The organism is Enterobacter sp. MGH 37, from assembly GCF_000534515.1.
In the GTDB taxonomy this organism is placed as follows: Bacteria; Pseudomonadota; Gammaproteobacteria; order Enterobacterales; family Enterobacteriaceae; genus Enterobacter; species Enterobacter kobei.
In genome coordinates this window covers 1966600-1993173 of the sequence record NZ_KI973206.1, presented here as the reverse complement: position 1 = coordinate 1993173, position 26574 = coordinate 1966600, and the positions used below count along the sequence as shown (strand labels likewise).

General features: G+C 56.6%; 21 protein-coding genes. 15 read left to right on the top strand and 6 right to left on the bottom strand.

Translation table 11 applies throughout. The annotated features are described in order from the left end of the window. The first annotated feature begins 23 nt into the window (after positions 1 to 23). From thiB to thiQ, 3 genes are read left to right on the top strand one after another with little or no spacing between them, the layout of a single operon-like run. Positions 24 to 1007, top strand: a complete 984-nt coding sequence (gene thiB / locus L383_RS01875; RefSeq protein WP_023332074.1) for a thiamine ABC transporter substrate binding subunit — start codon at positions 24 to 26, stop codon at positions 1005 to 1007. Further along, positions 983 to 2593, top strand: a complete 1611-nt coding sequence (gene thiP / locus L383_RS01880; protein ID WP_032629718.1) for a thiamine/thiamine pyrophosphate ABC transporter permease ThiP — start codon at positions 983 to 985, stop codon at positions 2591 to 2593. Before thiB ends, thiP begins: the two co-directional genes overlap by 25 nt. Beyond that, entirely contained in the window at positions 2577 to 3278 is a 702-nt protein-coding gene (gene thiQ, locus L383_RS01885) for a thiamine ABC transporter ATP-binding protein ThiQ (protein WP_023332072.1), read from the top strand. The genes thiP and thiQ overlap by 17 nt, the downstream gene beginning before the upstream one ends. 42 nt (positions 3279 to 3320) lie before the next feature. Here thiQ and L383_RS01890 read toward each other — a convergent pair whose 3' ends face one another. Together L383_RS01890 and araC are read right to left on the bottom strand one after the other, a co-directional pair. Continuing rightward, a complete protein-coding gene (locus L383_RS01890; protein ID WP_014882517.1) occupies positions 3321 to 4088 on the bottom strand; it encodes a DedA family protein in 768 nt (255 codons plus the stop codon). Between the two features lie 128 nt (positions 4089 to 4216). After that, positions 4217 to 5062, bottom strand: coding sequence for an arabinose operon transcriptional regulator AraC (araC, locus tag L383_RS01895; RefSeq protein ID WP_014882516.1), 846 nt, complete (start codon positions 5060 to 5062; stop codon positions 4217 to 4219). A 337-nt stretch (positions 5063 to 5399) separates the two neighbouring features. Between araC and araB the strand changes: the two genes are divergently transcribed. From araB to rluA, 6 genes are all read left to right on the top strand, one after another. Beyond that, complete coding sequence (gene araB / locus L383_RS01900; RefSeq protein ID WP_023332071.1) at positions 5400 to 7109, top strand: ribulokinase; 1710 nt, start codon at positions 5400 to 5402, stop codon at positions 7107 to 7109. 10 nt (positions 7110 to 7119) lie between these two features. Next, the gene (gene araA, locus L383_RS01905) at positions 7120 to 8622 is read left to right on the top strand and encodes an L-arabinose isomerase (protein WP_014882514.1); all 1503 of its coding nucleotides are present in this window, start codon (positions 7120 to 7122) and stop codon (positions 8620 to 8622) included. Positions 8623 to 8669: 47 nt separating this feature from the next. Continuing rightward, on the top strand, positions 8670 to 9365 hold the full coding sequence (araD, locus tag L383_RS01910; RefSeq protein WP_014882513.1) for an L-ribulose-5-phosphate 4-epimerase: 696 nt from the start codon (positions 8670 to 8672) through the stop codon (positions 9363 to 9365). Between the two features lie 115 nt (positions 9366 to 9480). Next, positions 9481 to 11838: a DNA polymerase II gene (gene polB, locus L383_RS01915; RefSeq protein WP_023332070.1), complete on the top strand. Its 2358-nt coding sequence runs from the start codon at positions 9481 to 9483 to the stop codon at positions 11836 to 11838. Positions 11839 to 11967: 129 nt separating this feature from the next. Next, on the top strand, positions 11968 to 14874 hold the full coding sequence (gene rapA, locus L383_RS01920; protein WP_014882511.1) for an RNA polymerase-associated protein RapA: 2907 nt from the start codon (positions 11968 to 11970) through the stop codon (positions 14872 to 14874). Positions 14875 to 14887: 13 nt separating this feature from the next. Continuing rightward, complete coding sequence (gene rluA / locus L383_RS01925) at positions 14888 to 15547, top strand: bifunctional tRNA pseudouridine(32) synthase/23S rRNA pseudouridine(746) synthase RluA (protein WP_023332069.1); 660 nt, start codon at positions 14888 to 14890, stop codon at positions 15545 to 15547. Between the two features lie 30 nt (positions 15548 to 15577). Here the strand turns inward: rluA and djlA are convergent, their stop codons facing one another. Beyond that, positions 15578 to 16393, bottom strand: a complete 816-nt coding sequence (gene djlA, locus L383_RS01930) for a co-chaperone DjlA (protein ID WP_023332068.1) — start codon at positions 16391 to 16393, stop codon at positions 15578 to 15580. A 239-nt stretch (positions 16394 to 16632) separates the two neighbouring features. Here djlA and lptD point away from each other — a divergent pair, with 239 nt between their 5' ends. The 6 genes from lptD to apaH are packed head-to-tail and all read left to right on the top strand — an operon-like array spanning position 16633 to position 23362. Beyond that, on the top strand, positions 16633 to 18984 hold the full coding sequence (gene lptD / locus L383_RS01935) for an LPS assembly protein LptD (RefSeq protein WP_023332067.1): 2352 nt from the start codon (positions 16633 to 16635) through the stop codon (positions 18982 to 18984). A 53-nt stretch (positions 18985 to 19037) separates the two neighbouring features. Next, positions 19038 to 20324 carry a peptidylprolyl isomerase SurA gene (gene surA / locus L383_RS01940; RefSeq protein WP_023332066.1) on the top strand — a complete coding sequence of 429 codons (1287 nt, stop codon included), beginning with the start codon at positions 19038 to 19040 and terminating at the stop codon, positions 20322 to 20324. Beyond that, positions 20324 to 21310 carry a 4-hydroxythreonine-4-phosphate dehydrogenase PdxA gene (gene pdxA, locus L383_RS01945; RefSeq protein WP_023332065.1) on the top strand — a complete coding sequence of 329 codons (987 nt, stop codon included), beginning with the start codon at positions 20324 to 20326 and terminating at the stop codon, positions 21308 to 21310. Before surA ends, pdxA begins: the two co-directional genes overlap by 1 nt. Next, positions 21307 to 22128, top strand: coding sequence for a 16S rRNA (adenine(1518)-N(6)/adenine(1519)-N(6))-dimethyltransferase RsmA (gene rsmA / locus L383_RS01950; protein WP_008502020.1), 822 nt, complete (start codon positions 21307 to 21309; stop codon positions 22126 to 22128). Before pdxA ends, rsmA begins: the two co-directional genes overlap by 4 nt. Before the next feature lie 3 nt (positions 22129 to 22131). Beyond that, entirely contained in the window at positions 22132 to 22509 is a 378-nt protein-coding gene (gene apaG / locus L383_RS01955) for a Co2+/Mg2+ efflux protein ApaG (RefSeq protein ID WP_014882505.1), read from the top strand. Positions 22510 to 22513: 4 nt separating this feature from the next. Further along, positions 22514 to 23362: a bis(5'-nucleosyl)-tetraphosphatase (symmetrical) ApaH gene (apaH, locus tag L383_RS01960; RefSeq protein ID WP_014882504.1), complete on the top strand. Its 849-nt coding sequence runs from the start codon at positions 22514 to 22516 to the stop codon at positions 23360 to 23362. Between the two features lie 34 nt (positions 23363 to 23396). On the opposite strand, the gene folA is transcribed toward apaH, so the two are convergent. The 3 genes from folA to kefF form a co-directional block, all read right to left on the bottom strand. Then, positions 23397 to 23876 carry a type 3 dihydrofolate reductase gene (gene folA, locus L383_RS01965; RefSeq protein ID WP_006173915.1) on the bottom strand — a complete coding sequence of 160 codons (480 nt, stop codon included), beginning with the start codon at positions 23874 to 23876 and terminating at the stop codon, positions 23397 to 23399. 114 nt (positions 23877 to 23990) lie between these two features. Then, entirely contained in the window at positions 23991 to 25856 is a 1866-nt protein-coding gene (gene kefC / locus L383_RS01970) for a glutathione-regulated potassium-efflux system protein KefC (RefSeq protein ID WP_023332063.1), read from the bottom strand. Beyond that, positions 25849 to 26379, bottom strand: coding sequence for a glutathione-regulated potassium-efflux system oxidoreductase KefF (kefF, locus tag L383_RS01975; protein ID WP_014882502.1), 531 nt, complete (start codon positions 26377 to 26379; stop codon positions 25849 to 25851). The genes kefC and kefF overlap by 8 nt, the downstream gene beginning before the upstream one ends. Positions 26380 to 26574: the final 195 nt, after the last annotated feature.

Genomic DNA, 26574 nt, shown 5'->3' with positions numbered 1-26574 from the left:
GCCACTCAACCCTGAGGTGCAAAGTGTTAAAAAAAGTTCTTCCTCTGCTGGCGCTGTTTGCGCTGCCTGCGTTCGCGAAACCCGTCCTGACGGTCTATACCTACGACTCGTTCTCTGCCGACTGGGGCCCAGGCCCGGTAATAAAAAAAGCCTTTGAAGCTGACTGTAATTGCGAGCTGAAATTCGTGGCGCTGGAAGATGGCGTGTCGCTGCTTAACCGTCTGCGTATGGAAGGGAAAAACAGCAAAGCCGACGTGGTGCTCGGGCTGGATAACAACCTGCTGGAAGCCGCCACGCACACCAAACTGTTTGCCAAAAGCGGCGTAGCGGCAGAGGCCGTCAACGTGCCGGGCGGCTGGAACAACGACACCTTTGTGCCGTTCGACTACGGCTACTTTGCTTTCGTCTATGACAAAAACAAGCTGAAAAATCCGCCGAAGAGCCTGAAGGAGCTGGTGGAGAGCGACCAGAAATGGCGCGTGATTTATGAAGATCCGCGTACCAGCACGCCAGGCCTGGGACTGCTGCTTTGGATGCAGAAGGTCTACGGGGAGAACGCGCCGCAAGCGTGGCAGAAGCTGGCCGCCAAAACCGTCACTGTGACCAAAGGCTGGAGTGAAGCGTATGGTCTGTTCCTGAAAGGCGAAAGCGATCTGGTGCTAAGCTACACCACCTCGCCGGCTTACCACATTATCGCCGAGAAGAAAGACAACTACGCCGCCGCGAATTTTGCCGAAGGGCATTATCTGCAGGTGGAGGTTGCCGCGCGTACCGCTGCCAGCAAACAGCCGGAACTCGCCGAGAAGTTCCTGAAATTTATGGTTTCTCCGGCGTTCCAGAATGCCATTCCTGCGGGCAACTGGATGTATCCCGTCACCCACGTTGCACTGCCAGCCGGTTTCGACCAGTTAACCAAACCACAAACGTCGCTGGAGTTTACGCCGCAGCAGGTGGCCGCGCAGCGAGCAGCATGGGTAAGTGAATGGCAACGCGCCGTCAGCCGTTAATTCCCGGCTGGTTACTTCCCGGACTGCTCGCCGCCATGCTGATGGTGGTAGTCAGTCTGGGAGCATTCCTTGCGTTGTGGTTCAACGCGCCGGAGAGCGATCTGCTCGCGCTCTGGCGCGATAGCTATCTCTGGCACGTCATTCGTTTCTCCTTCTGGCAGGCGTTTCTTTCTGCCCTGCTGTCAGCGCTCCCGGCTATTTTTCTTGCGCGGGCTCTGTATCGTCGGCGTTTCCCCGGAAGAGTAGTCCTGCTGCGCCTGTGCGCCATGACGCTGATCCTGCCCGTGCTGGTCGCGGTATTTGGTATCCTGAGTGTTTACGGTCGACAGGGCTGGCTGGCGTTGCTCTTTGCCCGGCTTGGCCTGGAATGGACCTTCTCGCCATACGGCCTGCAGGGCATTCTGCTGGCGCACGTGTTTTTCAATATGCCGATGGCAACGCGCCTCTTTTTGCAGGCACTGGAGAATATTCCCGGCGAACAACGCCAGATTGCCGCTCAGCTTGGCATGCGTGGATGGTCGTTTTTCCGCTTTGTCGAATGGCCTTGGTTAAGACGTCAGATTGCCCCGGTTGCCGCGCTGATCTTTATGCTCTGCTTCGCCAGCTTCGCCACCGTGCTTTCTCTCGGCGGCGGGCCACAGGCGACCACCATTGAGCTGGCGATTTATCAGGCCTTAAGTTACGACTACGATCCGGGCCGCGCCGCGCTTCTGGCGATCGTGCAGATGGCGTGCTGTCTGGTGCTGGTGCTGCTGAGCCAGCGCCTGAGCAAAGCGATTCCCCCGGGCAGCAATAGCCTCTCGGGCTGGCGCGATCCGCAGGATAGCCTGCACAGCCGCGTCTCCGATTTTATCCTGATCGTGCTGGCACTCCTGCTTCTGTTGCCACCGCTGCTGGCCGTTATCGTTGATGGCCTGAACAGGAATGTGGTGTCAGTACTGCAACAGCCCGTGCTGTGGCAAGCGACGTGGACCTCGGTACGCATTGCGCTGGCAGCCGGAGCGCTATGCGTGATCCTGACCATGATGTTGCTCTGGAGCAGCCGCGAGCTCTACGCGCGTCATGCCCGTAAAGCCGGACAAGCGCTGGAGCTAACGGGCATGCTGATCCTGGCGATGCCGGGCATTGTGCTGGCGACCGGTTTCTTCCTGCTGTTTAACACCACCGTCGGCCTGCCGGAAAGTGCTGACGGCATCGTCATTTTTACCAATGCCTTAATGGCCATCCCCTACGCGCTGAAAGTACTGGAAAATCCTATGCGGGATGTCAACAGCCGCTACAGCGTCCTGTGTCAGTCCCTTGGGATAACCGGCTGGCGGCGGTTAAAGGTGGTGGAACTTCGCGCCCTGAAACGACCCCTCGCCCAGGCACTGGCCTTCGCCTGCGTACTCTCCATCGGGGATTTTGGCGTGGTGGCCCTTTTCGGCAATGACGATTTCCGCACGCTGCCGTTCTGGCTTTATCAGCAGATTGGCTCCTACCGCAGCCAGGACGGGGCCGTCACGGCGCTGCTGCTGCTCCTGCTGTGCTTTGGACTCTTTACCGTTATCGAAAAACTTCCGGGGCGTGATGTTAAAACTGACTGATGTAACCTGGCTTTACCAGCATCTGCCGATGCGCTTCACGCTCTCCGTGCGTCAGGGAGAGATTATTGCGGTGCTTGGCCCAAGCGGTGCGGGAAAAAGCACGCTGCTCAATTTGGTTGCGGGGTTTCTGCAGCCAGCAAGCGGATCGATAATCATTGAAAATCGGGACCATACCCATACGCCGCCTGCAAAACGTCCTGTCTCCATGCTGTTTCAGGAAAACAACCTGTTTACCCACCTGACGGTGCGGCAAAACATCGCGCTGGGGATGCATCCGGGACTCAAGCTGAACGCCCCCCAGCGCCAGAAGCTAGAGGTCATTGCCGCTCAGATGGGGATCGCGGAATTTCTCGACAGGCTGCCCGGCGAGCTTTCCGGCGGCCAGCGTCAGCGCGTGGCGCTTGCCCGTTGTCTGGTCCGCGAACAGCCGATACTGCTGCTGGATGAACCGTTCTCTGCGCTCGACCCGGCGCTGCGCCAGGAGATGCTGACGCTTGTGCAGGACGTCTCTCAGCGCCAGCAGCTGACGATGCTGATGGTTTCGCACAGCATCGAAGATGCCGCACGGATTGCTCCCAGATCGGTGGTCATTGCCGAAGGACGAATTGTGTGGGATGGGATGACAGAAGAACTTCTGAAGGGTAACGCTACCGCGTCGTCGCTGCTGGGCATCAGCGCAGTCTGATGCCATCACTCTGGCCCTCTCCCGCAGGGAGAGGGAAACACATTAACGGCTCACCACCTTCAACAGGATTTCACCGTACACCGGCATCAGAGGATGGCGAATCAGTGCGACGAGCGCCACCACCGCAACGCCCAGCATCAGCGGGGCCAGCCACAAAAGACGAGTGCGCGGAAGATAGCGTGTCAGGCGATCGACACTGGCTTTCGCGCTGCGCCATAACCGCCAGCACAGCCACGCAGCCAGCCACAGCAGCACCGCCGTTGCCAGCAACAGCCACTTAAACTCACCGCTTTGCATGCCGTCAGGAATATCGATGGCCGCACCGGCCAGGATCCCCGGCAGGAAGTAGAACGGCGGCCAGAAGACGCAGCCGATGATGTTCGGCACCACAAACTTTGCAACGGGCAGATCCAGCATTCCGGCAACCATCGGCACCAGAGGACGCGTGGGTCCCACAAAGCGGCCGACGAGAATAGTAAACATGCTGTGCTGATGCAGCGCATGCTCGGTTTTATCCAGCAGCGCTTTGTTCTTTTTCATGAACGACCAGCGGTGCAGCGGCTTCTTAAAGCGCCAGCCCAGCCAGAAGGAGATCCAGTCGCCCAGCAGGCAGCCGATTATCCCGGCCAGCCACGCCTGCCAGAAATTGACCTCGCCGCTGCCAATCAGCGCGCCAAGACCCGCCATCATCACGGTGCCGGGCAGGATTAACCCCACGAGCGCCAGCGACTCCAGAAAGGCCACCAGCGCCACGGCGATGAGCGAATACATAACGGACTGGGTAATAAAGTGTTCCAGCAATGCCTGCATAACTATTCCGGTCAGAAAACGAATCAGCGATTCTGCTTAGCGCCCCGCACTGCGTCAAGGCAACAATTGTCTGAATAGTTTACAGGTAGCTTTCTACGTTCACCTGTTTGTTTATCTTTTTTTACCGTTTATTCACATCCCGCGCGGAATTCACTCGGGCTGGCACCGGTGCATTTTTTAAAGACGCGAGAAAAATAGAGCTGATCTTCAAAGCCAACGTTACGCCCCACGGTGGCAATCGGCATCCGGGTGGTGCTGAGCAACAGTTTCGCCTGGCTGATACGCTGATCCTCACGCCAGCTCAGGACGCTGACGCCAAGCTGCTGGCGAAACAGATGTGACAGCCGTGACGGCGACAGACACACATGCTGGGCGACGCTGGCAATATCGAACTGACTGTCGGCGAGATGGTCGCTGATGTACTGGCAGGCGTCGCGCACGCGGTTATCCAGCGGAGGATTAAGCGACTCGTTAATGGCCTCCATCCGTCGCAGCAGCAGTTGTTCAAGCAGGTTTATCGCCAGCAGTTCAGCGTAGCGACCACCAGCCTGCCCTGCGTCAATAATCTGCGCGAACAGCTCACGGAACTGCGCCAGATGCACTTCATCCGGGCGATAAAAACCGGTGTGCGCAAAAATAGCCGGCCAGGTAAGCCACTCCTGCCAGTAGGCGCGCGGACGGAAATAGACCCACTGGTGATACCACTCTTTGGCATCCGGATGACGGCCGTAGTGGTGGATCTCCCCCGGCGGGAACAGCAGGATATCGCCGGGGCGGCAGACGAACTGCTGGTCGCCATTCTTGATGATCCCCTCTCCGCGTACGGTCAGATTGAGGATATACCCTTTCATCCCGAGCGGTCGGTCGACGTAAAAATCGAGATATCCCTCAGCCTCGATAGGGGTCAGCCCTGCCACAAGGTGCGCGTTAAACGAGTATCCCGGCAACAAGGGATCGTTTTGCGTTTCGGCCATAGATTCAGTTCTCCCAACGGTCCTGAAGGAAACCAATTGTCCATATCACTAAAAGCAGGTCAAAAATGGTCTGCGAAAAGATCCAGAAAGCATCACGCCTCTTTTACGTCCGCCATGTTTCAGCCTTTCCCCCTGATTTCTCCGCCAGAGGAGGCAGATAAGCAGTAACAAAAGTGTCTATAAGTGCGGCAGAAATGTCCACATTGAATATTTGCACGGCGTCACACTTTCCGCTGTAACAGCAATTTAATCCATAAGATTAGCGGATCCTGCCTGACGATTTTTGTCCCCAGTCTCTAATGTTCTTCCATACCTGTTTTTCGGATGGAGCAACACCATGGCAATTGCAATTGGCCTCGATTTTGGCAGCGACTCGGTTCGCGCGCTGGCAGTGGACTGTACGACTGGCCAGGAAATAGCAACCAGCGTTGAGTGGTACCCGCGCTGGCAAGAGGGGCGCTACTGTGATGCGCCAAATAACCAGTTCCGTCACCACCCGCGTGACTATATCGAGTCGATGGAAGCGGCCGTCAAAACCGTTCTGGCGGAGCTGACGGATGCCCAGCGGGCCGATGTCGTTGGGATTGGCGTCGACAGCACCGGCTCAACGCCAGCCCCGGTGGATGCCGAAGGCCGCGTACTGGCGCTGCGCCCGGAATTCGCCGACAACCCGAACGCCATGTTCGTGCTGTGGAAAGACCATACCGCCGTGGAAGAGGCCGAAGCCATCACCCGTCTTTGCCATCAGCCGGGCAAAACAGACTACTCACGCTATATCGGCGGAATTTACTCCAGCGAATGGTTCTGGGCCAAAATCCTGCATGTCACCCGTGCCGATGCGACCGTTGCGCAGGCTGCGGCATCGTGGATTGAGCTGTGTGACTGGGTTCCCGCCCTGCTCTCCGGCACCACCCGTCCGCAGGATATTCGCCGCGGACGCTGCAGCGCCGGGCATAAATCCCTGTGGCATGAAAGCTGGGGCGGTCTGCCTCCGGCAGCCTTCTTCGATGAACTCGATCCAATTATCAATAAAAACCTGACCTACCCGCTGTTTACCGACACCTTCACAGCCGATATTCCGGTGGGCACGCTCTGCGAAGAGTGGGCAAAACGCCTCGGCCTGCCGCAGAACGTGGCGATTTCCGGGGGCGCGTTTGACTGCCATATGGGTGCCGTGGGGGCGGGCGCACAACCTAACACGCTAGTGAAAGTTATCGGCACCTCCACCTGCGACATTCTGACGGCGGATAAAGCCACCGTTGGCGATCGCGCGGTAAAAGGCATTTGCGGCCAGGTTGACGGCAGCGTGGTGCCGGACTTCATCGGTCTCGAAGCGGGTCAATCCGCGTTCGGCGATATCTACGCCTGGTTTGGCCGCGTGCTGGGCTGGCCGCTGGATCAGCTCGCGGCTGCGCATCCTGAACTGAAAAGCCAGATCGCCGATAGTAAAAAACAGCTTCTGCCACAGCTCACGGAAGCCTGGGCGAAAAATCCGTCTCTCGATCACCTGCCGGTGGTGCTGGACTGGTTTAACGGCCGCCGCACGCCGTTTGCCAACCAGCGACTGAAAGGGGTGATTACCGATCTCAACCTGGCGACCGACGCCCCAGCGCTGTTCGGTGGCCTGATTGCCGCCACTGCCTTCGGCGCGCGCGCCATTATGGAGTGCTTCACCGAACAGGGTATCGACGTGAATAACGTGATGGCACTGGGCGGCATCGCCCGTAAAAATCCGGTCATTATGCAGGCCTGCTGCGACGTGCTGAACCGTCCGCTGCAGATTGTCGCGTCCGATCAATGCTGCGCGCTGGGCGCGGCGATTTTCGCCGCCGTGGCAGCCGGTGTCCACGCGGATATCCCCACCGCGCAGCAGCATATGGCGAGCGCCGTCGAAAACACACTCCAGCCGCGTGCCCAGCAGGCACAACGCTTTGAACAGCTTTATCAGCGCTACCAGCAATGGGCAAAAAGCGCCGAACTTCACTATCTCCCTGTCGCCGCCCCGTCAAAACACACCGCGGACACGACGGCAACCCTGACCCATTAAGGACACGATGATGACCATTTTTAATAATTATGAAGTGTGGTTTGTGATTGGCAGCCAGCACCTGTACGGGCCGGAAGCGCTGCAGCAGGTGACGAAACATGCGGAGCACGTCGTTAATGCCCTCAACGCGGAAGCCAAACTGCCATGCAAACTGGTGCTGAAACCCCTGGGTACAACGCCGGATGAGATCACCCATATCTGTCGCGACGCGAACTACGACGACAAGTGCGCCGGTCTGGTCGTGTGGCTGCACACCTTCTCACCGGCCAAAATGTGGATCAACGGCCTGTCTATCCTCAACAAACCGCTGCTGCAGTTCCATACCCAGTTTAACGCCTCCCTGCCGTGGGACAGCATCGATATGGACTTCATGAACCTGAACCAGACCGCGCACGGCGGCCGCGAGTTCGGCTTCATCGGCGCGCGTATGCGTCAGCAGCATGCCGTCGTGACTGGTCACTGGCAGGACAGCCAGGCGCAAAACCGTATCGGCTCGTGGATGCGTCAGGCGGTATCGAAACAAGATACCCGCCATCTGAAAGTGGTGCGTTTCGGTGACAACATGCGTGAAGTGGCGGTCACCGATGGCGATAAAGTCGCAGCACAAATCAAGTTCGGTTTCTCCGTCAATACATGGGCGGTGGGCGACCTGGTGCAGGTAGTGAATGAAATCAGCGATGGCGACGTGAGCGCGCTGGTAGACGAGTACGAAAGCCGTTACCGCCTGACGCCTGCGGCACAAATCAACGGCGACAAGCGCCAGAACGTGCTGGATGCCGCGCGCATTGAGCTTGGCATGAAGCGCTTCCTGGAACAGGGCGGCTTCCACGCCTTTACGACAACGTTTGAAGACCTCCACGGCCTGAAACAGCTCCCGGGTCTGGCAGTACAACGTCTGATGCAGCAGGGCTACGGCTTTGCAGGCGAAGGCGACTGGAAAACTGCCGCTCTGCTTCGCATCATGAAGGTGATGTCAACCGGTCTGCAGGGCGGCACCTCCTTTATGGAGGATTACACCTACCACTTCGAAAACGGCAACGACCTGGTACTCGGCTCGCACATGCTGGAAGTGTGCCCGTCTATTGCGGTGGAAGAGAAACCGATTCTTGACGTGCAGTACCTCGGCATTGGCGGTAAAGCCGATCCGGCTCGTCTGATCTTCAACACCCGCACGGGCCCGGCCATCAACGCCAGTCTGATCGACCTGGGCGATCGTTTCCGCCTGCTGGTGAACTGCGTCGATGCAGTTGAAACGCCGCATTCACTGCCAAAACTTCCTGTCGCCAACGCCCTGTGGAAAGCACAGCCAGACCTGCCAACCGCGTCAGAAGCCTGGATCCTGGCCGGTGGCGCGCACCACACGGTGTTCAGCCACGCGCTGGATCTGAATGACATGCGTCAGTTCGCCGAGCTGCACGATATCGAACTGACCGTGATTGATAACGACACCCGCCTGCCTGCGTTCAAAGATGCGCTGCGCTGGAACGAAGTCTATTACGGTTCGAAACGCTAAGTACGAAATGCCCGGTGGCACCGTGTTCACCGGGCAGGGAGACAACAATGTTAGACGATCTCAAACGACAGGTGCTCGAAGCCAACCTGGCGCTGCCGAAACATAACCTGGTGACCCTGACCTGGGGCAACGTCAGTGCCGTTGACCGCGAAAAAGGTGTGTTCGTGATCAAGCCCTCTGGCGTGGATTACACGGTGATGACGGCAGACGATATGGTGGTGGTCAGCATCGAAACGGGTGAAGTGGTGGAAGGCAACAAAAAACCCTCCTCCGATACGCCTACCCACCGTCTGCTGTATCAGTCATTCCCGACCATCGGCGGCATCGTGCATACCCATTCGCGTCACGCCACCATCTGGGCGCAGGCGGGCCAGTCCATTCCGGCCACGGGTACCACCCACGCGGATTACTTTTACGGCACCATTCCCTGCACGCGCTTAATGACCGAGGCGGAAATCAACGGTGAGTACGAGTGGGAAACCGGCAACGTGATTGTCGAAACCTTCGAAAAACAGGGTATCGACGCGGCGCAGATGCCTGGCGTGCTGGTGCACTCCCATGGTCCCTTCGCCTGGGGTAAAAACGCGGAAGACGCGGTACATAACGCCATCGTGTTGGAAGAGGTCGCCTATATGGGGATCTTCTGTCGCCAGCTCGCGCCACAGCTACCGGATATGCAGCAAACCCTGCTGGATAAGCATTACCTGCGCAAGCACGGCGCGAAAGCGTATTACGGGCAGTAGCTTGTAGGCCGGATAAGCGCAGCGCCATCCGGCAAAAAAGACACTGTATAAAACCCCAGCAAACACCCCTTAACCAGGCTATAATCAAGCCTGGTTTTGTTTATGGAATAACGGTGTGACGCAGGCGCAAGAAGGCTTTTTACTGACCCGGCACTGGCGGGATACACCCCAGGGCACTGAGGTTGAATTCTGGCTGGCGACGGACAGCGGCCCGGTGCACGTAACGCTGCCGCCGCAGGAGTCCGTGGCGTTTATTCCTGAATCGCACGTCGAAAAAGTCAAACAACTGCTGCGCGGCGAAAACGGCTGGCGCATCACCCCTCTTGAGCTGAAAGATTTCCACCGTCAGCCGGTATATGGCCTTTACTGTCGCGCCCATCGTCAACTGATGCGCTATGAAAAGCTGCTGCGCGAGGCGGGCGTAACGCTCTACGAAGCGGATATCCGCCCCCCCGAGCGTTTCCTGATGGAACGGTTTATTACCGCGCCCGTCTGGGTGGATGGCACAGCGCAAAACGGTCGCCTCGTTAACGCTCGTCTGAAGCCTAACCCGGGCTATCGCCCGCCGCTAAAATGGGTCTCCCTGGACATTGAAACCACCCGCCACGGCGAGCTGTACTGCATTGGTCTGGAAGGCTGCGGCGATCGGGTTGTGTACATGCTTGGGCCGCCAAATGGCGATGCGTCCACGCTGGATTTCCGGCTTGAATATGTCAATAGCCGACCCCAGCTGCTGGAGAAGCTTAACCAGTGGTTTGCCGACTACGATCCCGATGTCCTGATCGGCTGGAACGTGGTGCAGTTCGACCTGCGCGTGCTGCAAAAACATGCCGAGCGGTATCGCATTCCGCTGATACTCGGGCGCGGCAACGGCGAGCTGGAGTGGCGCGAGCACGGCTTTAAGAATGGCGTCTTCTTCGCCCAGGCCAATGGCCGCCTGATTATCGACGGCATCGAGGCACTGAAATCCGCCTTCTGGAACTTCTCGTCATTCTCTCTTGAAGCCGTAGCACAGGCGCTGCTTGGCGAGGGCAAATCCATTGACAACCCCTGGGACAGAATGGATGAGATTGACCGACGCTTTAACGAAGATAAACCGGCGCTCGCCACCTATAACCTGAAAGATTGCGAGCTGGTTACGCAGATTTTCCACAAAACCGAGATCATGCCATTCCTGCTGGAGCGCGCGACGGTAAACGGCCTCGCGGCCGACAGGCACGGCGGCTCGGTAGCGGCCTTTAGCCACCTCTATTTCCCCCGCATGCACCGGGCAGGGTACGTTGCCCCCAACCTCGGGGACGTACCGCCACAGGCCAGCCCCGGCGGGTATGTGATGGACTCCCGGCCAGGGCTTTACGATTCGGTGCTGGTTCTGGATTATAAAAGCCTGTATCCGTCGATTATCCGCACGTACCTGATTGACCCGGTGGGGCTGGTGGAAGGGATGGCGCAGCCGGACGACGCGCACAGCACTGAAGGCTTTCTCGGCGCCCGTTTCTCGCGTGAAAAACACTGCCTGCCTGAAATTGTGGGAAACATCTGGCACGGGCGCGACGAGGCGAAGCGTCACGGCAATAAGCCCCTCTCGCAGGCGCTGAAAATCATTATGAATGCTTTTTACGGCGTGCTGGGCACCAGCGCCTGCCGCTTTTTCGACCCCAGACTGGCGTCATCCATCACCATGCGCGGGCATGAAATCATGCGTCAAACCAAAGCGCTGATTGAATCCCGGGGCTATGACGTCATTTATGGCGATACCGACTCCACCTTTGTCTGGCTGAAAGCCGCCCATTCTGAAGAGGACGCCGCGCGAATCGGCAAAGAACTGGTCGCCTTCGTGAACGCCTGGTGGCGCGAAAGTTTGCAAAAAGAGCGGTTAACCAGCACGTTAGAACTGGAATTTGAAACCCATTTCGCCCGCTTTTTAATGCCCACCATTCGCGGTACCGACCAGGGCAGCAAGAAGCGCTACGCCGGGCTGATTCAGGAAGGTGACACGCAGCGGATGGTGTTCAAAGGGCTGGAGACGGTTCGCACCGACTGGACCCCGCTGGCGCAGCAGTTCCAGCAAACGCTTTACCTGCGGGTATTCCGCAACGAGCCCTATCAGGATTACGTGCGCGAAACCATCGCCAGCCTGATGGCGGGTGATCTGGATAACCAACTGGTTTACCGCAAACGCCTGCGCCGCCCGCTGGCAGAGTATCAACGTAATGTGCCTCCCCACGTACGCGCCGCGCGCCTGGCGGATGAAGAGAACGTGAAGCGCGGCCGCGCCCCGCAGTATCAGAACCGGGGGACGATCAAATACGTCTGGACAATTAACGGTCCGGAACCGGTGGATTATCAATACTCACCGCTCGATTACGATCACTACCTGACGCGTCAGCTTCAGCCGGTCGCCGACGGAATTTTGCCCTTCATCGACGACGATTTTGCTACACTAGTGACAGGGCAACTTGGCCTATTTTGACACGTGACGAAATGGCTGCCATCCAGTACCATAGCGCCCTTTCCATTCCCGGACCCATTTTTCGATGACCGTCTTTTTTTGACGGGGGTCGAACTATTGCCTGCAATTAAAGATTAGAGCCGAACAACTATGCCTTTTACACTTGGTCAACGCTGGATCAGCGATACAGAAAGCGAACTTGGATTAGGAACCGTCGTTGCCGTCGATGCGCGTATGGTTACCCTCCTCTTCCCTGCCACCGGTGAAAACCGCCTGTACGCTCGCAATGACTCCCCTGTAACCCGCGTGATGTTCAATCCGGGTGACACCGTGACCAGCCATGACGGCTGGCAGCTCAAGATTGAAGACGTAAAAGAAGAGAATGGACTGCTCGCTTACATTGGTACGCGTCTTGATACAGACGAAGCCAATGTCATCCTGCGTGAAGTGCTGCTCGACAGCAAACTGGTTTTCAGTAAGCCGCAGGACCGCCTGTTTGCCGGGCAAATTGACCGTATGGATCGCTTCTCGCTGCGCTATCGCGCGCGCAAGTTCCAGAGTGAACAGTACCGTATGCCGTGGAGCGGCCTGCGCGGTCAGCGCACCAGCCTGATCCCCCACCAGCTGAATATCGCCCATGACGTGGGCCGTCGCCATGCCCCTCGCGTACTGCTGGCCGATGAAGTGGGCCTGGGTAAAACCATTGAAGCGGGTATGATCCTGCATCAACAGCTGCTTTCCGGTGCCGCCGAGCGCGTGCTGATCGTGGTGCCTGAAACCCTGCAGCACCAGTGGCTGGTCGAGATGCTTCGCCGCTTTAACCTGCGCTTCTCCCTGTTTGACGACGAACGCTATGCCGAAGCGCAGCACGACGCCGACAACCCGTTTGAAACCGAACAGCTGGTCATTTGCTCCCTGGACTTCGTGCGCCGCAGCAAGCAGCGTCTTGAGCACCTGTGCGATGCCGAGTGGGACATTATGGTCGTTGACGAAGCGCACCATTTAGTCTGGAGCGAAGACGCGCCAAGCCGCGAGTATATGGCTATCGAACAGCTTGCGGAGCGCGTCCCTGGCGTCCTGCTGCTGACCGCAACGCCGGAACAGCTGGGTCTGGAAAGCCACTTCGCACGTCTGCGCCTGCTCGACCCAAACCGTTTCCACGATTTCGGGCAGTTCGTGGAAGAACAGAATAACTACCGTCCGGTCGCGGATGCCGTGGCCATGCTGCTGGCAGGCAATCGTCTTTCTAATGAGGAACTCAACACCCTGAGCGAGCTGATTGGCGAGCAGGATATTGAACCGCTGCTGCAGGCCGCGAATAGCGATAGCGATAACGCGGAGCCTGCGCGTAAAGAGCTCATCGACATGCTAATGGACCGCCACGGCACCAGCCGCGTGCTGTTCCGCAACACCCGTAACGGCGTGAAAGGGTTCCCGAAACGCGAGCTGCATACCATCAAGCTGCCGCTACCCACCCAGTATCAGACGGCGATCAAAGTCTCTGGCATTATGGGCGCGCGCAAAACCCAGGAAGAGCGCGCCCGCGACATGCTCTACCCGGAACAAATCTACCAGGAATTCGAAGGCGATACCGGCACCTGGTGGAACTTCGACCCGCGCGTGGAGTGGCTGATGGGCTACCTGACCGCCCACCGCTCCCAGAAGGTGCTGGTGATCTGCGCCAAAGCGGCTACCGCGCTGCAGCTGGAGCAGGTGCTGCGCGAGCGTGAAGGTATTCGCGCCGCCGTGTTCCACGAAGGGATGTCCATCGTTGAACGTGACCGCGCCGCGGCGTGGTTTGGTGAAGAGGACAGTGGCGCACAGGTTCTGCTGTGCTCGGAAATCGGTTCTGAAGGCCGTAACTTCCAGTTTGCCAGTAATCTGGTGATGTTCGATCTGCCGTTCAATCCGGATCTGCTGGAACAGCGTATCGGTCGTCTGGATCGTATCGGCCAGGCGCATGATATTCAGATCCACGTGCCGTATCTGGAAAAAACTGCCCAGTCCGTGCTGGTGCGCTGGTTCCACGAAGGTCTGGATGCGTTTGAGCATACCTGCCCGACGGGCCGCACCATTTACGATCAGGTGCATAGCGATCTGATCGGCTACCTGGCCGCACCGGAAAACAGTGACGGATTTGACGATCTGATCAAATCCTGCCGCGAGAAGCATGAAGCGCTGAAAGCGCAGCTTGAGCAGGGTCGCGACCGCCTGCTGGAAATTCACTCCAACGGCGGTGAGAAAGCGCAGGCGCTGGCTGAAAGCATTGAAGAACAAGATGATGACACCAGTCTGATCAGCTTCTCCATGAACCTGTTCGACATCGTCGGAATTAACCAGGACGATCGGGGCGAGAACCTGATTGTCCTGACCCCGTCCGATCACATGCTGGTGCCGGATTTCCCGGGCCTGCCGGAAGATGGTTGTACTATCACCTTCGAGCGTGATGTGGCGCTGTCCCGCGAAGATGCTCAGTTCATCACCTGGGAACACCCGCTGATCCGTAACGGACTGGATCTGATCCTTTCCGGCGATACCGGTAGCAGCACGATTTCACTCCTCAAGAACAAGGCACTGCCGGTGGGTACGCTGCTGGTAGAACTGATCTACGTTGTGGAAGCCCAGGCACCGAAACAGCTCCAGCTGACCCGCTTCCTGCCGCCAACGCCTGTGCGTCTGCTGCTGGATAAAAACGGTACCAACCTGGCAGGGCAAGTTGAATTCGAGAGTTTCAACCGTCAGCTGAGCGCGGTGAATCGCCATACGGGCAGCAAGCTGGTGAATGCGGTACAGCAGGACGTGCATGCCATTCTGCAGCTGGGCGAAAGCCAGATCGAGAAAGCGGCCCGTGCGCTGATCGATGCTGCACGCACCGAGGCCGATGAGAAACTCTCAGCGGAGCTGTCCCGTCTGGAAGCGCTGAAGGCGGTGAACCCGAACATCCGTGACGATGAACTGGCTGCCATTGAAAGCAACCGTCAGCAAATTATGGAAAGCCTGAATCAGGCGGGCTGGCGACTGGACGCATTGCGTCTGATTGTTGTCACGCATCAGTAAGCGGAGCAAAAAAATGGTAATGGAGCCCTACAATCCGCCGATGGATCCCTGGCTGGTCATCCTGTATCAGGATGAACACATTATGGTAGTTAACAAGCCGAGCGGCCTGTTGTCCGTACCGGGGCGTCTGGATGAGCACAAAGACAGCGTGATGACGCGCATTCAGCGCGATCATCCACAGGCGGAATCTGTGCATCGTCTGGATATGGCAACCAGCGGCGTGATTGTGGTGGCGCTCAATAAAGCGGCGGAGCGCGAGCTGAAGCGCCAGTTCCGCGAGCGCGAGCCGAAGAAGCAGTACGTGGCGCGCGTCTGGGGACATCCTGCACAGGCAGAAGGGTTGGTCGATCTGCCGCTGATCTGCGACTGGCCGAACCGGCCTAAGCAGAAGGTCTGCTATGAAACCGGCAAGGCCGCGCAGACCGAGTATGAAGTGCTGGAGTACGCGCCGGATAACACCGCGCGCGTACTCCTTAAGCCGATTACCGGACGTTCACACCAGCTGCGCGTGCATATGCTTGCGCTGGGTCATCCGATTTTAGGCGACCGGTTTTACGCGCCGCCGGAAGCGCTGGCGTTAGCACCGCGTCTGCAGCTTCACGCCCAGACGCTGACCATTACCCATCCGGCCTTCGGTAACACGATGACGTTTAACGCCCCGGTGGACTTCTGAAAAAAGGGCCCGACAGTGTCGGGCCCTTTTTTATTTGAAACCTTTCTTCTCTTTAATCAGCTCGTAAGCCTTCTGAATTTCCTGCGCTTTCTGCTTCGCCATCTCCATCATTTCCGGCGGTAAGCCTTTCGCGACCAGTTTGTCCGGGTGATGCTCGCTCATCAGCTTGCGATAGGCGCGTTTGATGGTGGTTTGATCGTCAGTGGGTTTCACGCCAAGTACGTTGCACGCATCGTCCAGCGTCGGTCCACGCTGCGCCTGCTGCCATGCACCGCCGGAAGACTGCTGGTGATACCCCCCGCCAAACTGCGCGCCGCCCTGCATCATGCGTAAGAACTGGTCGAACTGCATTCGGGAGATGCCCAACTCTTCTGCAATGACGTACAGAACATCACGTTCATTAGGGTGCAGTGAACCGTCAGCAAACGCCGCCTGGATTTGAATTTCCAGAAACATCCGAATTAAATCAAAACGTCCGAAGCAGATGCTGCGGAACTGACGCATTTTTTCACGCAGCGGATAGTTATCTGATTTCCCAATGCGAAACGCATTCTGCGCGGCCACACGGGATTCACCATGCAAATTCATGCGGTCCATAAAGATGCTGGCGATTTGAATATCGGCTTCGGTCACGCGGCCTTTGGATTTGGTTAAATGCCCCATGACTTCAAAGGTGGTGGAGAAAAAGAGTGACTGGCGCTCGCGCTGATTCGCAAACCAGGCCATTTTGCGGTTGCGCGCCTTATCAAACATATGACCGATAATGAGCCCAAGAACGATTCCCCAGAACCCGGCACCCATGATGATGGCGAACGCAACGCCGATTATTTTACCCCAATACTGCATATACTCCCCGGATAGTCATATTCCTGGCCGACGCAACGTCATCATCACAGTGTTCAAGCCACGGTCAATTGAAGGACATCGCCTATAATTTGCTTTATCATACTCGTCATTCGATAGCGAGCCTAACACTCTGGCACGCAAACGGGCAGGATTAACGCTGGTACTGCGCTGATGAGTAAGATAGTCTCTGAGCGTTTGTAAGCCGTAGCCACTGATGACGGAACAATAAAATACAACGTATGAAAAAACGTATCCCCACCCTTCTGGCCACAATGATTGGCACCGCCCTGTACAGTCAACAGGGGCTGGCGGCCGATCTCGCCTCGCAGTGTATGCTTGGCGTTCCAAGTTATAATCGCCCACTGGTGCAGGGTGATACAAATAGCTTGCCGGTAACCATTACTGCAGACAGTTCTAAGGGTACTTATCCTGACAACGCCACGTTTACGGGCAATGTGGATATTAACCAGGGCAATAGCCGCCTGCAGGCAGATGAAGTGCAGTTGCACCAGAAGCAGCCGGAAGGCGCGGCCGAGCCGGTACGAACGGTGGATGCGCTGGGTAATGTGCACTATGACGACAATCAGGTCATCCTGAAAGGTCCGAAAGCCTGGTCAAACCTGAATACGAAAGATACTAACGTCTGGGAAGGTGATTACCAGATGGTGGGTCGCCAGGGACGCGGTAAAGCGGACCTGATGAAACAGCGCGGTGAAAACCGCTATACGATCCTGGAAAATGGCTCCTTTACCTCCTGTTTGCCAGGGTCAAACACCTGGAGCGTGCTCGGGAGCGAAGTGATCCACGACCGTGAAGAGCAGGTCGCGGAGATCTGGAACGCCCGCTTTAAGCTGGGTCCGGTACCGGTATTCTACAGCCCTTATCTTCAGCTTCCCGTGGGTGACAAGCGTCGCTCGGGTTTCCTGATCCCCAATGCCAAATACAGCACTTCGAACTACTTTGAGTTCTACCTGCCGTATTACTGGAACATCGCGCCCAACATGGACGCCACGATCACGCCGCACTATATCCATAAGCGCGGCAACGTCATGTGGGAGAACGAGTTCCGCTACCTGACTCAGGCCGGTGCGGGTCTGATGGAGCTGGATTATCTGCCGTCAGATAAAGTCTTCCAGGATGAGCACCCGACCGAAGGCGACAAGCACCGCTGGATGTATTTCTGGCAGCATGCCGGGGTACTGGATCAGGTCTGGCGTTTTAACGTCGACTATACCAAGGTCAGCGATCCTTACTACTTTAATGACTTTGACTCCAAGTACGGTTCAAGTACCGATGGTTATGCCACGCAGAAATTCAGCGTTGGCTATGCCATTCAAAACTTTAACGCCACGGTGTCAACCAAGCAGTTCCAGGTCTTTAATACCCAAACAGCAAGTACCTACGGTGCTGAACCGCAACTGGACGTGAACTGGTACCAAAACGATGTCGGTCCTTTCGACACCCACGTCTACGCCCAGGCGGTGCATTTCGTTAATACCAACTCGGATATGCCAGAATCCACACGCGTTCATATTGAGCCGACGGTCAACCTGCCCTGGTCAAATGACTGGGCAAGTCTGAATACCGAAGCCAAGCTCATGGCGACGCACTATCAGCAGAAAAATCTGGACTGGTACAACAATCGCTATGGTACCGATCTTGAAGAATCAGTAAACCGTACGCTTCCCCAGTTTAAGATGGACGGTAAACTGATTTTCGAACGTGATATGGCACTCCTGGCGGATGGCTATACTCAGACGCTTGAACCGCGTATGCAGTATCTTTACGTGCCTTATCGCGATCAGAGCAAGATTCAGAACTACGACTCCTCTTTCCTGCAATCGGACTATAGCGGCCTGTTCCGCGACCGTACCTACGGTGGTCTCGACCGAATTGCTTCCGCTAACCAGTTAACGACCGGTGTCACAACGCGCGTTTATGATGAATCTGCCGTTGAACGTTTTAACGTTTCTGTTGGTCAAATTTACTATTTCACCGAGTCTCGTACGGGTGATGACGACATTAACTGGGAGAAAGACAACAAAACGGGTTCACTGGTGTGGGCGGGTGATACCTACTGGCGCATGACCGATCGCTGGGGTCTGCGCGGTGGGTTGCAGTACGATACGCGACTGGACAATATCGCGACGAGCAGTGCAGCTATTGAATACCGTCGTGATGAAGACCGTATGATGCAGTTGACGTACCGTTATGCCAGTCCTGAATATATTCAGGCGACATTGCCGAACTACGCCAATGCTGACCAATACAAAGATGGGATTTCGCAGGTGGGTGGCGCAGCAAGCTGGCCTATCGCCGATCGCTGGTCAATCGTAGGCGCTTACTACTTTGACACTAACGCCAATAAACCTGCTGACCAGATGGTGGGTCTGCAATATAACTCCTGCTGTTATGCGCTGCGTGTCGGCTACGAACGTAAGCTTAACGGCTGGGATACTCAAAACAATCAGAGCAAATACGATAACGTGATTGGCTTTAATGTCGAACTGCGCGGCCTGAGTTCCAACTACGGCCTGGGCACCCAGCAGATGCTGCGTTCGAACATCCTGCCATACCGTAGTTCCTTGTAATGTATTTGATTTACAACGTAATCCGCTTTGCGGTTAATTGAAATGGAAAAAGTATGAAGAACTGGAAAACGCTGCTGCTCGGTGTCGCTATGGTTGCGAATACCAGCTTCGCGGCCCCCCAGGTTGTTGATAAGGTCGCCGCTGTTGTTAACAACGGCGTCGTGCTCGAAAGTGACGTTGACGGTCTGATGAAATCTGTGAAGCTCAATTCGGGCGAAGCAGGTCAGCAACTTCCGGATGACGCCACGCTGCGCCATCAGATCCTGGAACGACTGATCATGGATCAGATCGTTCTGCAGATGGGTCAGAAAATGGGCGTGAAGGTGACTGACGAGCAACTCGATCAGGCCATCACTAACATCGCAAAGCAAAACAACATGTCTCTGGATCAGATGCGCAGTCGTCTGGCCTATGACGGCATCAGCTACGCCACCTACCGCAACCAGATCCGTAAAGAGATGCTGATTTCGGAAGTGCGTAACAATGAAGTCCGTCGTCGCGTCACGATCCTGCCGCAGGAAGTGGACGCGCTGGCAAAACAGGTGGGTAACCAGAACGATGCGAGCACAGAGCTGAACCTGAGCCACATTCTGATCCCACTGCCAGAGAACCCAACCTCCGATCAGGCTGCGGAAGCAGAAAGTCAGGCACGTTCTATTGTCGAACAGGCGCGTAACGGCGGCGACTTTGGCAAGCTGGCTATCACATACTCCGCTGACCAACAGGCGCTGAAAGGCGGCCAGATGGGCTGGGGACGTATTCAGGAGCTGCCATCCATCTTTGCCCAAGCGCTGAGTACGGCGAAGAAAGGCGATATCGTGGGTCCAATCCGTTCCGGTGTGGGCTTCCACATTCTGAAAGTGAACGATCTGCGTGGTCAGAGCCAGAACATTTCCGTGACTGAAGTTCACGCTCGCCATATTCTGCTCAAACCGTCACCGATCATGACTGACGATCAGGCACGTGCGAAGCTGGAGCAGATTGCGGCAGACATTAAGAGCGGTAAAACCTCGTTTGCCAATGCCGCGAAGGAGTTCTCTCAGGATCCAGGCTCTGCTAATCAGGGCGGCGATCTGGGCTGGGCTGCAGCAGATATTTACGATCCTGCCTTCCGCGATGCGCTGATGAAGCTGAACAAAGGCCAGATCAGTGCTCCGGTACACTCTTCATTTGGCTGGCATCTGATCGAGCTGATGGACACCCGTAACGTGGATAAAACGGATGCGGCGCAGAAAGACCGCGCTTACCGTATGCTGTTTAACCGTAAGTTCTCTGAAGAAGCGGCAACCTGGATGCAGGAACAACGCGCCAGTGCTTACGTGAAAGTTCTGAGTAACTAATGAAACCGCATCGTGTTGTGATCACCCCCGGCGAACCCGCCGGGATTGGGCCAGACCTCGTTGTCCAGCTCGCCCAGCGAAGCTGGCCGGTGGAACTGGTTGTCTGCGCAGATGCAACACTGTTACAAGACCGGGCGAAGCTGCTCGGTCTGCCTTTAACGCTTATTCCTTACGTTGAAGGCAGACAGCCAGCACCACAGCAAGCCGGTACGCTCACGGTTCTTTCTGTCCCTCTTCGTACACCGGTAATTCCAGGCCAGCTCAGCACGGAAAACGGCCACTACGTCGTGGAAACCCTCGCGCGCGCCTGCGACGGTTGCCTGAAGGGTGAATTTGCTGCCCTGATCACCGGCCCCGTGCACAAGGGCGTCATCAACGAAGCGGGTATCCCCTTTACCGGGCACACGGAATTCTTTGAAGAGCGCTCGCACAGCCCGAAAGTAGTGATGATGCTGGCGACGGAGGCAATGCGCGTTGCGCTCGTGACCACCCATCTGCCTGTTAAGGCCATTCCTGATGCCATCACCCCGGCACTGCTGCGGGAGATCATCGGGATCCTGCATCATGACCTGCAAACCAAATTCGGCATCAAACAGCCACACGTTCTGGTTTGCGGCCTGAATCCGCATGCGGGAGAAGGTGGACACATGGGCACCGAAGAGATCGACACCATTATTCCGGTGCTTGAAGAAATGCGCGCTAAAGGGATGAATCTTAGCGGGCCGCTCCCTGCGGACACGCTTTTTCAGCCGAAATACCTGGATAATGCCGACGCCGTCCTCGCGATGTACCACGATCAGGGCCTGCCCGTGCTAAAATACCAGGGCTTTGGCCGCGGGGTGAATATCACTCTCGGTTTACCCTTTATTCGAACGTCCGTTGACCACGGTACTGCGCTGGATCTGGCAGGACAGGGGAAAGCGGATGTCGGCAGTTTTATTACGGCGCTTAATCTCGCCATCAAAATGATTGTTAATACTCAATGACTAATCGAGTCCATCAGGGCCACTTAGCCCGAAAACGCTTCGGGCAAAACTTCCTCAACGATCAGTTCGTGATCGAAAGCATTGTTTCGGCTATTAATCCGCAAAAAGGTCAGGCTATGGTCGAAATCGGTCCGGGCCTTGCTGCACTGACCGAGCCGGTAGGCGAACGCCTCGACGAGCTGACCGTCATCGAACTGGACCGCGATCTTGCCGCACGCCTGCAAACGCACCCGTTCCTCGGACCGAAGCTGACCATCTACCAGCAGGACGCCATGACCATGAACTTTGGCGAACTGTCGGAGAAAATGGGTCAGCCGCTGCGCGTCTTCGGCAACCTGCCGTACAACATCTCCACGCCGCTCATGTTCCACCTGTTTAGCTATACTGATGCCATTGCCGATATGCACTTCATGTTGCAAAAAGAGGTGGTTAACCGTCTGGTTGCAGGGCCGAACAGTAAAGCGTATGGTCGTTTAAGCGTGATGGCACAATATTACTGTAACGTGATCCCGGTACTCGAAGTGCCGCCGTCAGCGTTCACACCACCACCGAAAGTGGATTCAGCGGTTGTGCGCCTTGTGCCACATAAAACGAAACCCTATCCGGTTAAAGATCTGCGTGTCCTCAGCCGCATTACCACAGAAGCCTTTAACCAGCGCCGTAAAACGATCCGTAACAGCCTGAGCAATTCATTTACCGTTGAGGTGTTAGCCGAGCTGGGGATCGACCCGGCAATGCGTGCGGAGAACATTTCCGTAGAGCAGTACTGCAAGCTGGCTAATTACATCAGCGAAAATGCGCCGCCGAAGGAGAGTTAAGCCATGATTGATTCGCCCCGCGTATGTGTCCATGTACAAAGCGTCTATGTTGAATCGCAATCCTCACCCGATGAAGAGCGTTTTGTCTTTGCTTACACCGTGACCATTCGCAATCTGGGGCGGATGCCCGTGCAGCTGCGCGGGCGCTACTGGCTTATCACCAACGGCAATGGCCGCGAAATTGAAGTTCAGGGTGAAGGTGTCGTGGGCGAACAGCCCCACATCGCCCCTGGCGAAGAGTACCAGTACACCAGCGGTGCGGTGATTGAAACGCCGCTGGGTACCATGCAAGGCCATTACGAAATGGTCGACGTCGATGGCAATGTGTTCCGCGTTGCTATTCCTGTGTTCCGTCTCGCCGTAACCACACTCATTCATTAATCTAATGTCTACATATCTGATTGGCGACGTTCACGGTTGCTACGATGAACTGATCGCATTGTTAAAACAGGTCGACTTTACGCCAGGGCAGGACACCCTCTGGCTGACGGGCGATTTAGTCGCGCGCGGCCCGGGCTCGCTTGAGGTTTTACGTTTCGTCAAATCGCTGGGCGATAGCGTGCGCATGGTGCTGGGCAATCACGATCTCCATCTGCTGGCCGTGTTTGCCGGGATCAGCCGCAACAAGCCTAAAGATCGCCTCACTCCGCTGCTGGAAGCGCCAGACGCGGACGATCTGATTAACTGGCTGCGCCGTCAGCCCTTGTTGCAGGTCGACGAGGATAAAAAACTGGTCATGGCCCATGCCGGGATCACCCCGCAATGGGATCTTGAGACGGCAAAAACCTGTGCGCGTGACGTAGAAGCGGTACTGGCGAGCGACTCGTATCCCTTCTTCCTGGATGCCATGTACGGCGATATGCCGAACCACTGGAGCGAAGAGCTCAGCGGTCTGGCCCGCCTGCGCTTTATCACCAATGCGTTCACCCGCATGCGATTCTGCTTCCCGAACGGGCAGCTGGACATGTATTCCAAGGAAACGCCGGAAAGCGCGCCTGCCCCCCTCAAACCGTGGTTTGCCATTCCGGGGCCGGTTACAACCGAATACAGCATAGCGTTTGGTCACTGGGCGGCACTGGAGGGCAAAGGCATGCCAGAGGGTATCTACGGTCTGGATACCGGCTGCTGCTGGGGAGGCGAGTTAACCTGCTTACGCTGGGAAGATAAAGCTTACTTCGTGCAGCCATCCAACCGACAGCAGGACTCAGGGGAGAGTGAGGCCGTCGCCTCCTGATGAATCCCCCTCACCCAGGGTGAGGGGGAAAAACTTAACGACGTTCCAGAATCTCGAAGCAGTAGCTGTGGGAGTTCTGCGCATCGGCGTCGTGGAATTCACTGAATACGGATTCCCACTCGTCCGGATCGTAATCCGGGAAATGGGTATCCCCTTCCACTTCCGCATCAATGTGGGTCAGATACAGCTTCTGCGCTTTAGGCAGGAACTGCTCATACACACGACCACCGCCGATCACCATGATCTCTTCGGCATCACCGCAGGCAGCAATCGCTTCATCTACGGACTTAACCCATTCGACGCGATCGTCAGTACCCGGCTGGCTACTGATAACGATATTCTTACGGCCCGGCAATGGACGACCAATCGACTCCCAGGTCAGGCGGCCCATCACTACCGGCTTGTTTAACGTCGTACGTTTAAACCATGCGAGATCGGCAGGCAGGTTCCACGGCATGGCATTTTCCATACCGATAACGCGGTCTACCGCCAGCGCTGCAATCAGACTGATCATTGAAAATTTCCCGGATGCAAAAAATTGCCGCCACTATACGGAAAGCTTAATCTTTCGTCGACTGGCGGCAGAGTAAAGATACAGAAATTTTTTAATATTGCTGGCAACGCCACTTCACACTGAAGGTTTACTCTCGGGCTCGTCAGCCGGATCGCCGGTATGCTTGCCCTCTTCCGTCCCCTGCCAGCCATGACGCTGGATCAGCGACAGATGATTACGGTCCTCATTGATGATTTCCGTCAGCATCGCACTGGTGCGTTTAAACACCGCCGCCCGCTCTGTGGCCGTGCTGCCTGCCATCGCCGCCATCTCTTCCACCATCCCGGTGTTAAAGCGGCGGAACAGATCCGCACGTTCGCGCGCTTCATACGCCCCGAGCCCCAGATTCTCGAGCGCCATACGCCCGGATTTCAGCGCACCTTCGAATGTTTCACGCTCGGGTGCCTCAACGCCTGCCTGACGTAGCCGGATGTAATGATCCACATCGCGCGCGCGGGAAATGATCGTCAGCGCCGGGAAATGTTCTTTTACCAGCTCCACCATCTGTATGCTGGTCTCCGGATCGTCAATGGCGTTAATCAACACCTCCGCTTTTGCGGCCCCCGCGGATTCCAGCAGATCGACACGGGTGGCATCACCGTAAAACACTTTCATATCAAATTTACGCAGCGTATCGACATGGTCGGGATCGTGGTCGAGGATGACCATTTTCACCCCACTCGACAGCAGCAAACGCCCTACGATCTGTCCGTAGCGACCAAAACCAGCGATGATCACGCGTGGCTGCTCCTCGTCGATTTCATCGGCTTCGCGCTCCTGATCGCTACCCGATTTTTCGAGGCGAGTCAGCACCACCAGCAGAACAGGCGTTGCCGCCATCGAGAGTGCGACCGCCAGCGTCAGCGCTTTTGCCCACTCAGGATCCAGCACGTTTGCCATCTGCGCGGCGCCAAAGACCACGAACGCAAATTCACTCCCCTGCCCCAGCAGTACGGCAAACCAGCTGCGCTGTTTACCCGGCACATTTAATGGCCGCGCAATCAGCCACAGCATTGCCATTTTAATGACCAGGAAACTGACCAGCAGGATGATAATCCGCAGCGGGTGTGTGACCAGCGTGCCAAAGTCGACGGACATCCCCACGCCGATGAAAAACAGTCCCAGCAGCAACCCTTTGAACGGCTCAATATCGCTTTCCAGCGCGTGCCGGTATTCAGAGCTTGCCAGCAGAACGCCCGCAAGGAATGCCCCCATCGCCATCGACAGCCCGGCTTCTTCCAGCAGCAAACCAAAACCAAAGACCAGGAACAGTGCCACGGCGCTGAATACTTCGCGCAGACCCGAGCGGGCGACGAAACGCAGCAGCGGACGGGTCACGTAGCGGCCCAGCAGGACCACCAGTGCCAGCGCCCCTACAACCTTCAGTGCCGACAGCGCGAACGCGCCCAGCGTGGTGGAGGAGCCGCTTGCCGCCAGCAACGGGATCATCGCCACCAGCGGAATCGCCGCTATATCCTGGAACAGCAGCACCGAGAATGCACTGCGCCCCATCTGGGAGACCGTCAGGTTTCGCTCGTTCATCGCCTGCATGGCAATAGCCGTCGAGGAGAGCGCCAGCGTCATGCCGATGAGCTCAGCCACTTTCCAGTCCATTCCCAGCAGGATGCAGAACCCGCCCAGCAGCAAGCCGCAGGCCACCATCTGCAATGCCCCGCCGCCAAATACCGAGGCGCGAAGTTTCCACAGGCGCTGCGGATCGAGCTCCAGACCAATCACAAACAGCATCAGCACAACACCGATTTCAGCGAAATGGAGAATCGCCTCTGCATCCGTAACCAGACGAAAACCCCACGGCCCAATGACGCAGCCCGCAATCAGGTAGCCGAGAACCGAGCCCAGCCCCAGGCGTACCGCCACGGGCACAATCAGCGCCGCCGCGCCGAGATAAATCAGCGCCTGTATCAGCGTATGGCTATCCATGGTGCGTCTCCTGCCACTCAAGTAAGCGTTGTTTGTAATGGCGAGCCTGCGCCTGCAGCGTTTCATCGTCGCAAACAAACGTGCAGTGCATCGCAAAAGGTGGGATCCAGTTCAAACCACAATAGAGTGCAGTGGCCTGTAGCGGCTGGGCCAACACGTCAAACCCCGGGAAAGAACCAATATCAAAGTGACTTTCTCCTCCGCCAGTGGTCACCGCCCACATCAGGCTTTTCCCTTTTAGCGCATTGCCATTGTGGCCATACGCCCAACCGTGGGAGAAGACTTTATCAATCCACAGTTTCAGGAGCGGAGGCGTGCTGTACCACTGCATTGGATGCTGCCAGATAATCAGATCGGCACGGGAGAGCGCATCCTGTTCAGCAGCGATATCGATATTAAAATCGGGATAAAGTTGATAGAGGGAACGTATCTCTACGTTATCAAGCGTCCTTACCTGCTCAAGCATCCGCTTATTCGCATGCGAGTGCTGCGGATAAGGGTGCGCGTAAATTATGAGTATCATCAAATGACCTGTCTTCTTCTCTTCTTGTAGCAGTGAGTGTAGACAGTTAACCCGCCCGGTGAAAGGGTCAACAGGCCGCGTAAAGGTAAAACGCAACTATTGGCAACCCTCCTTCCTGGCGGGTATAGCAGACCTCAAACCAACAAAAATAACTGTTATCAGATGATACTTGAAATGAATAATTAAGCGCTAAAG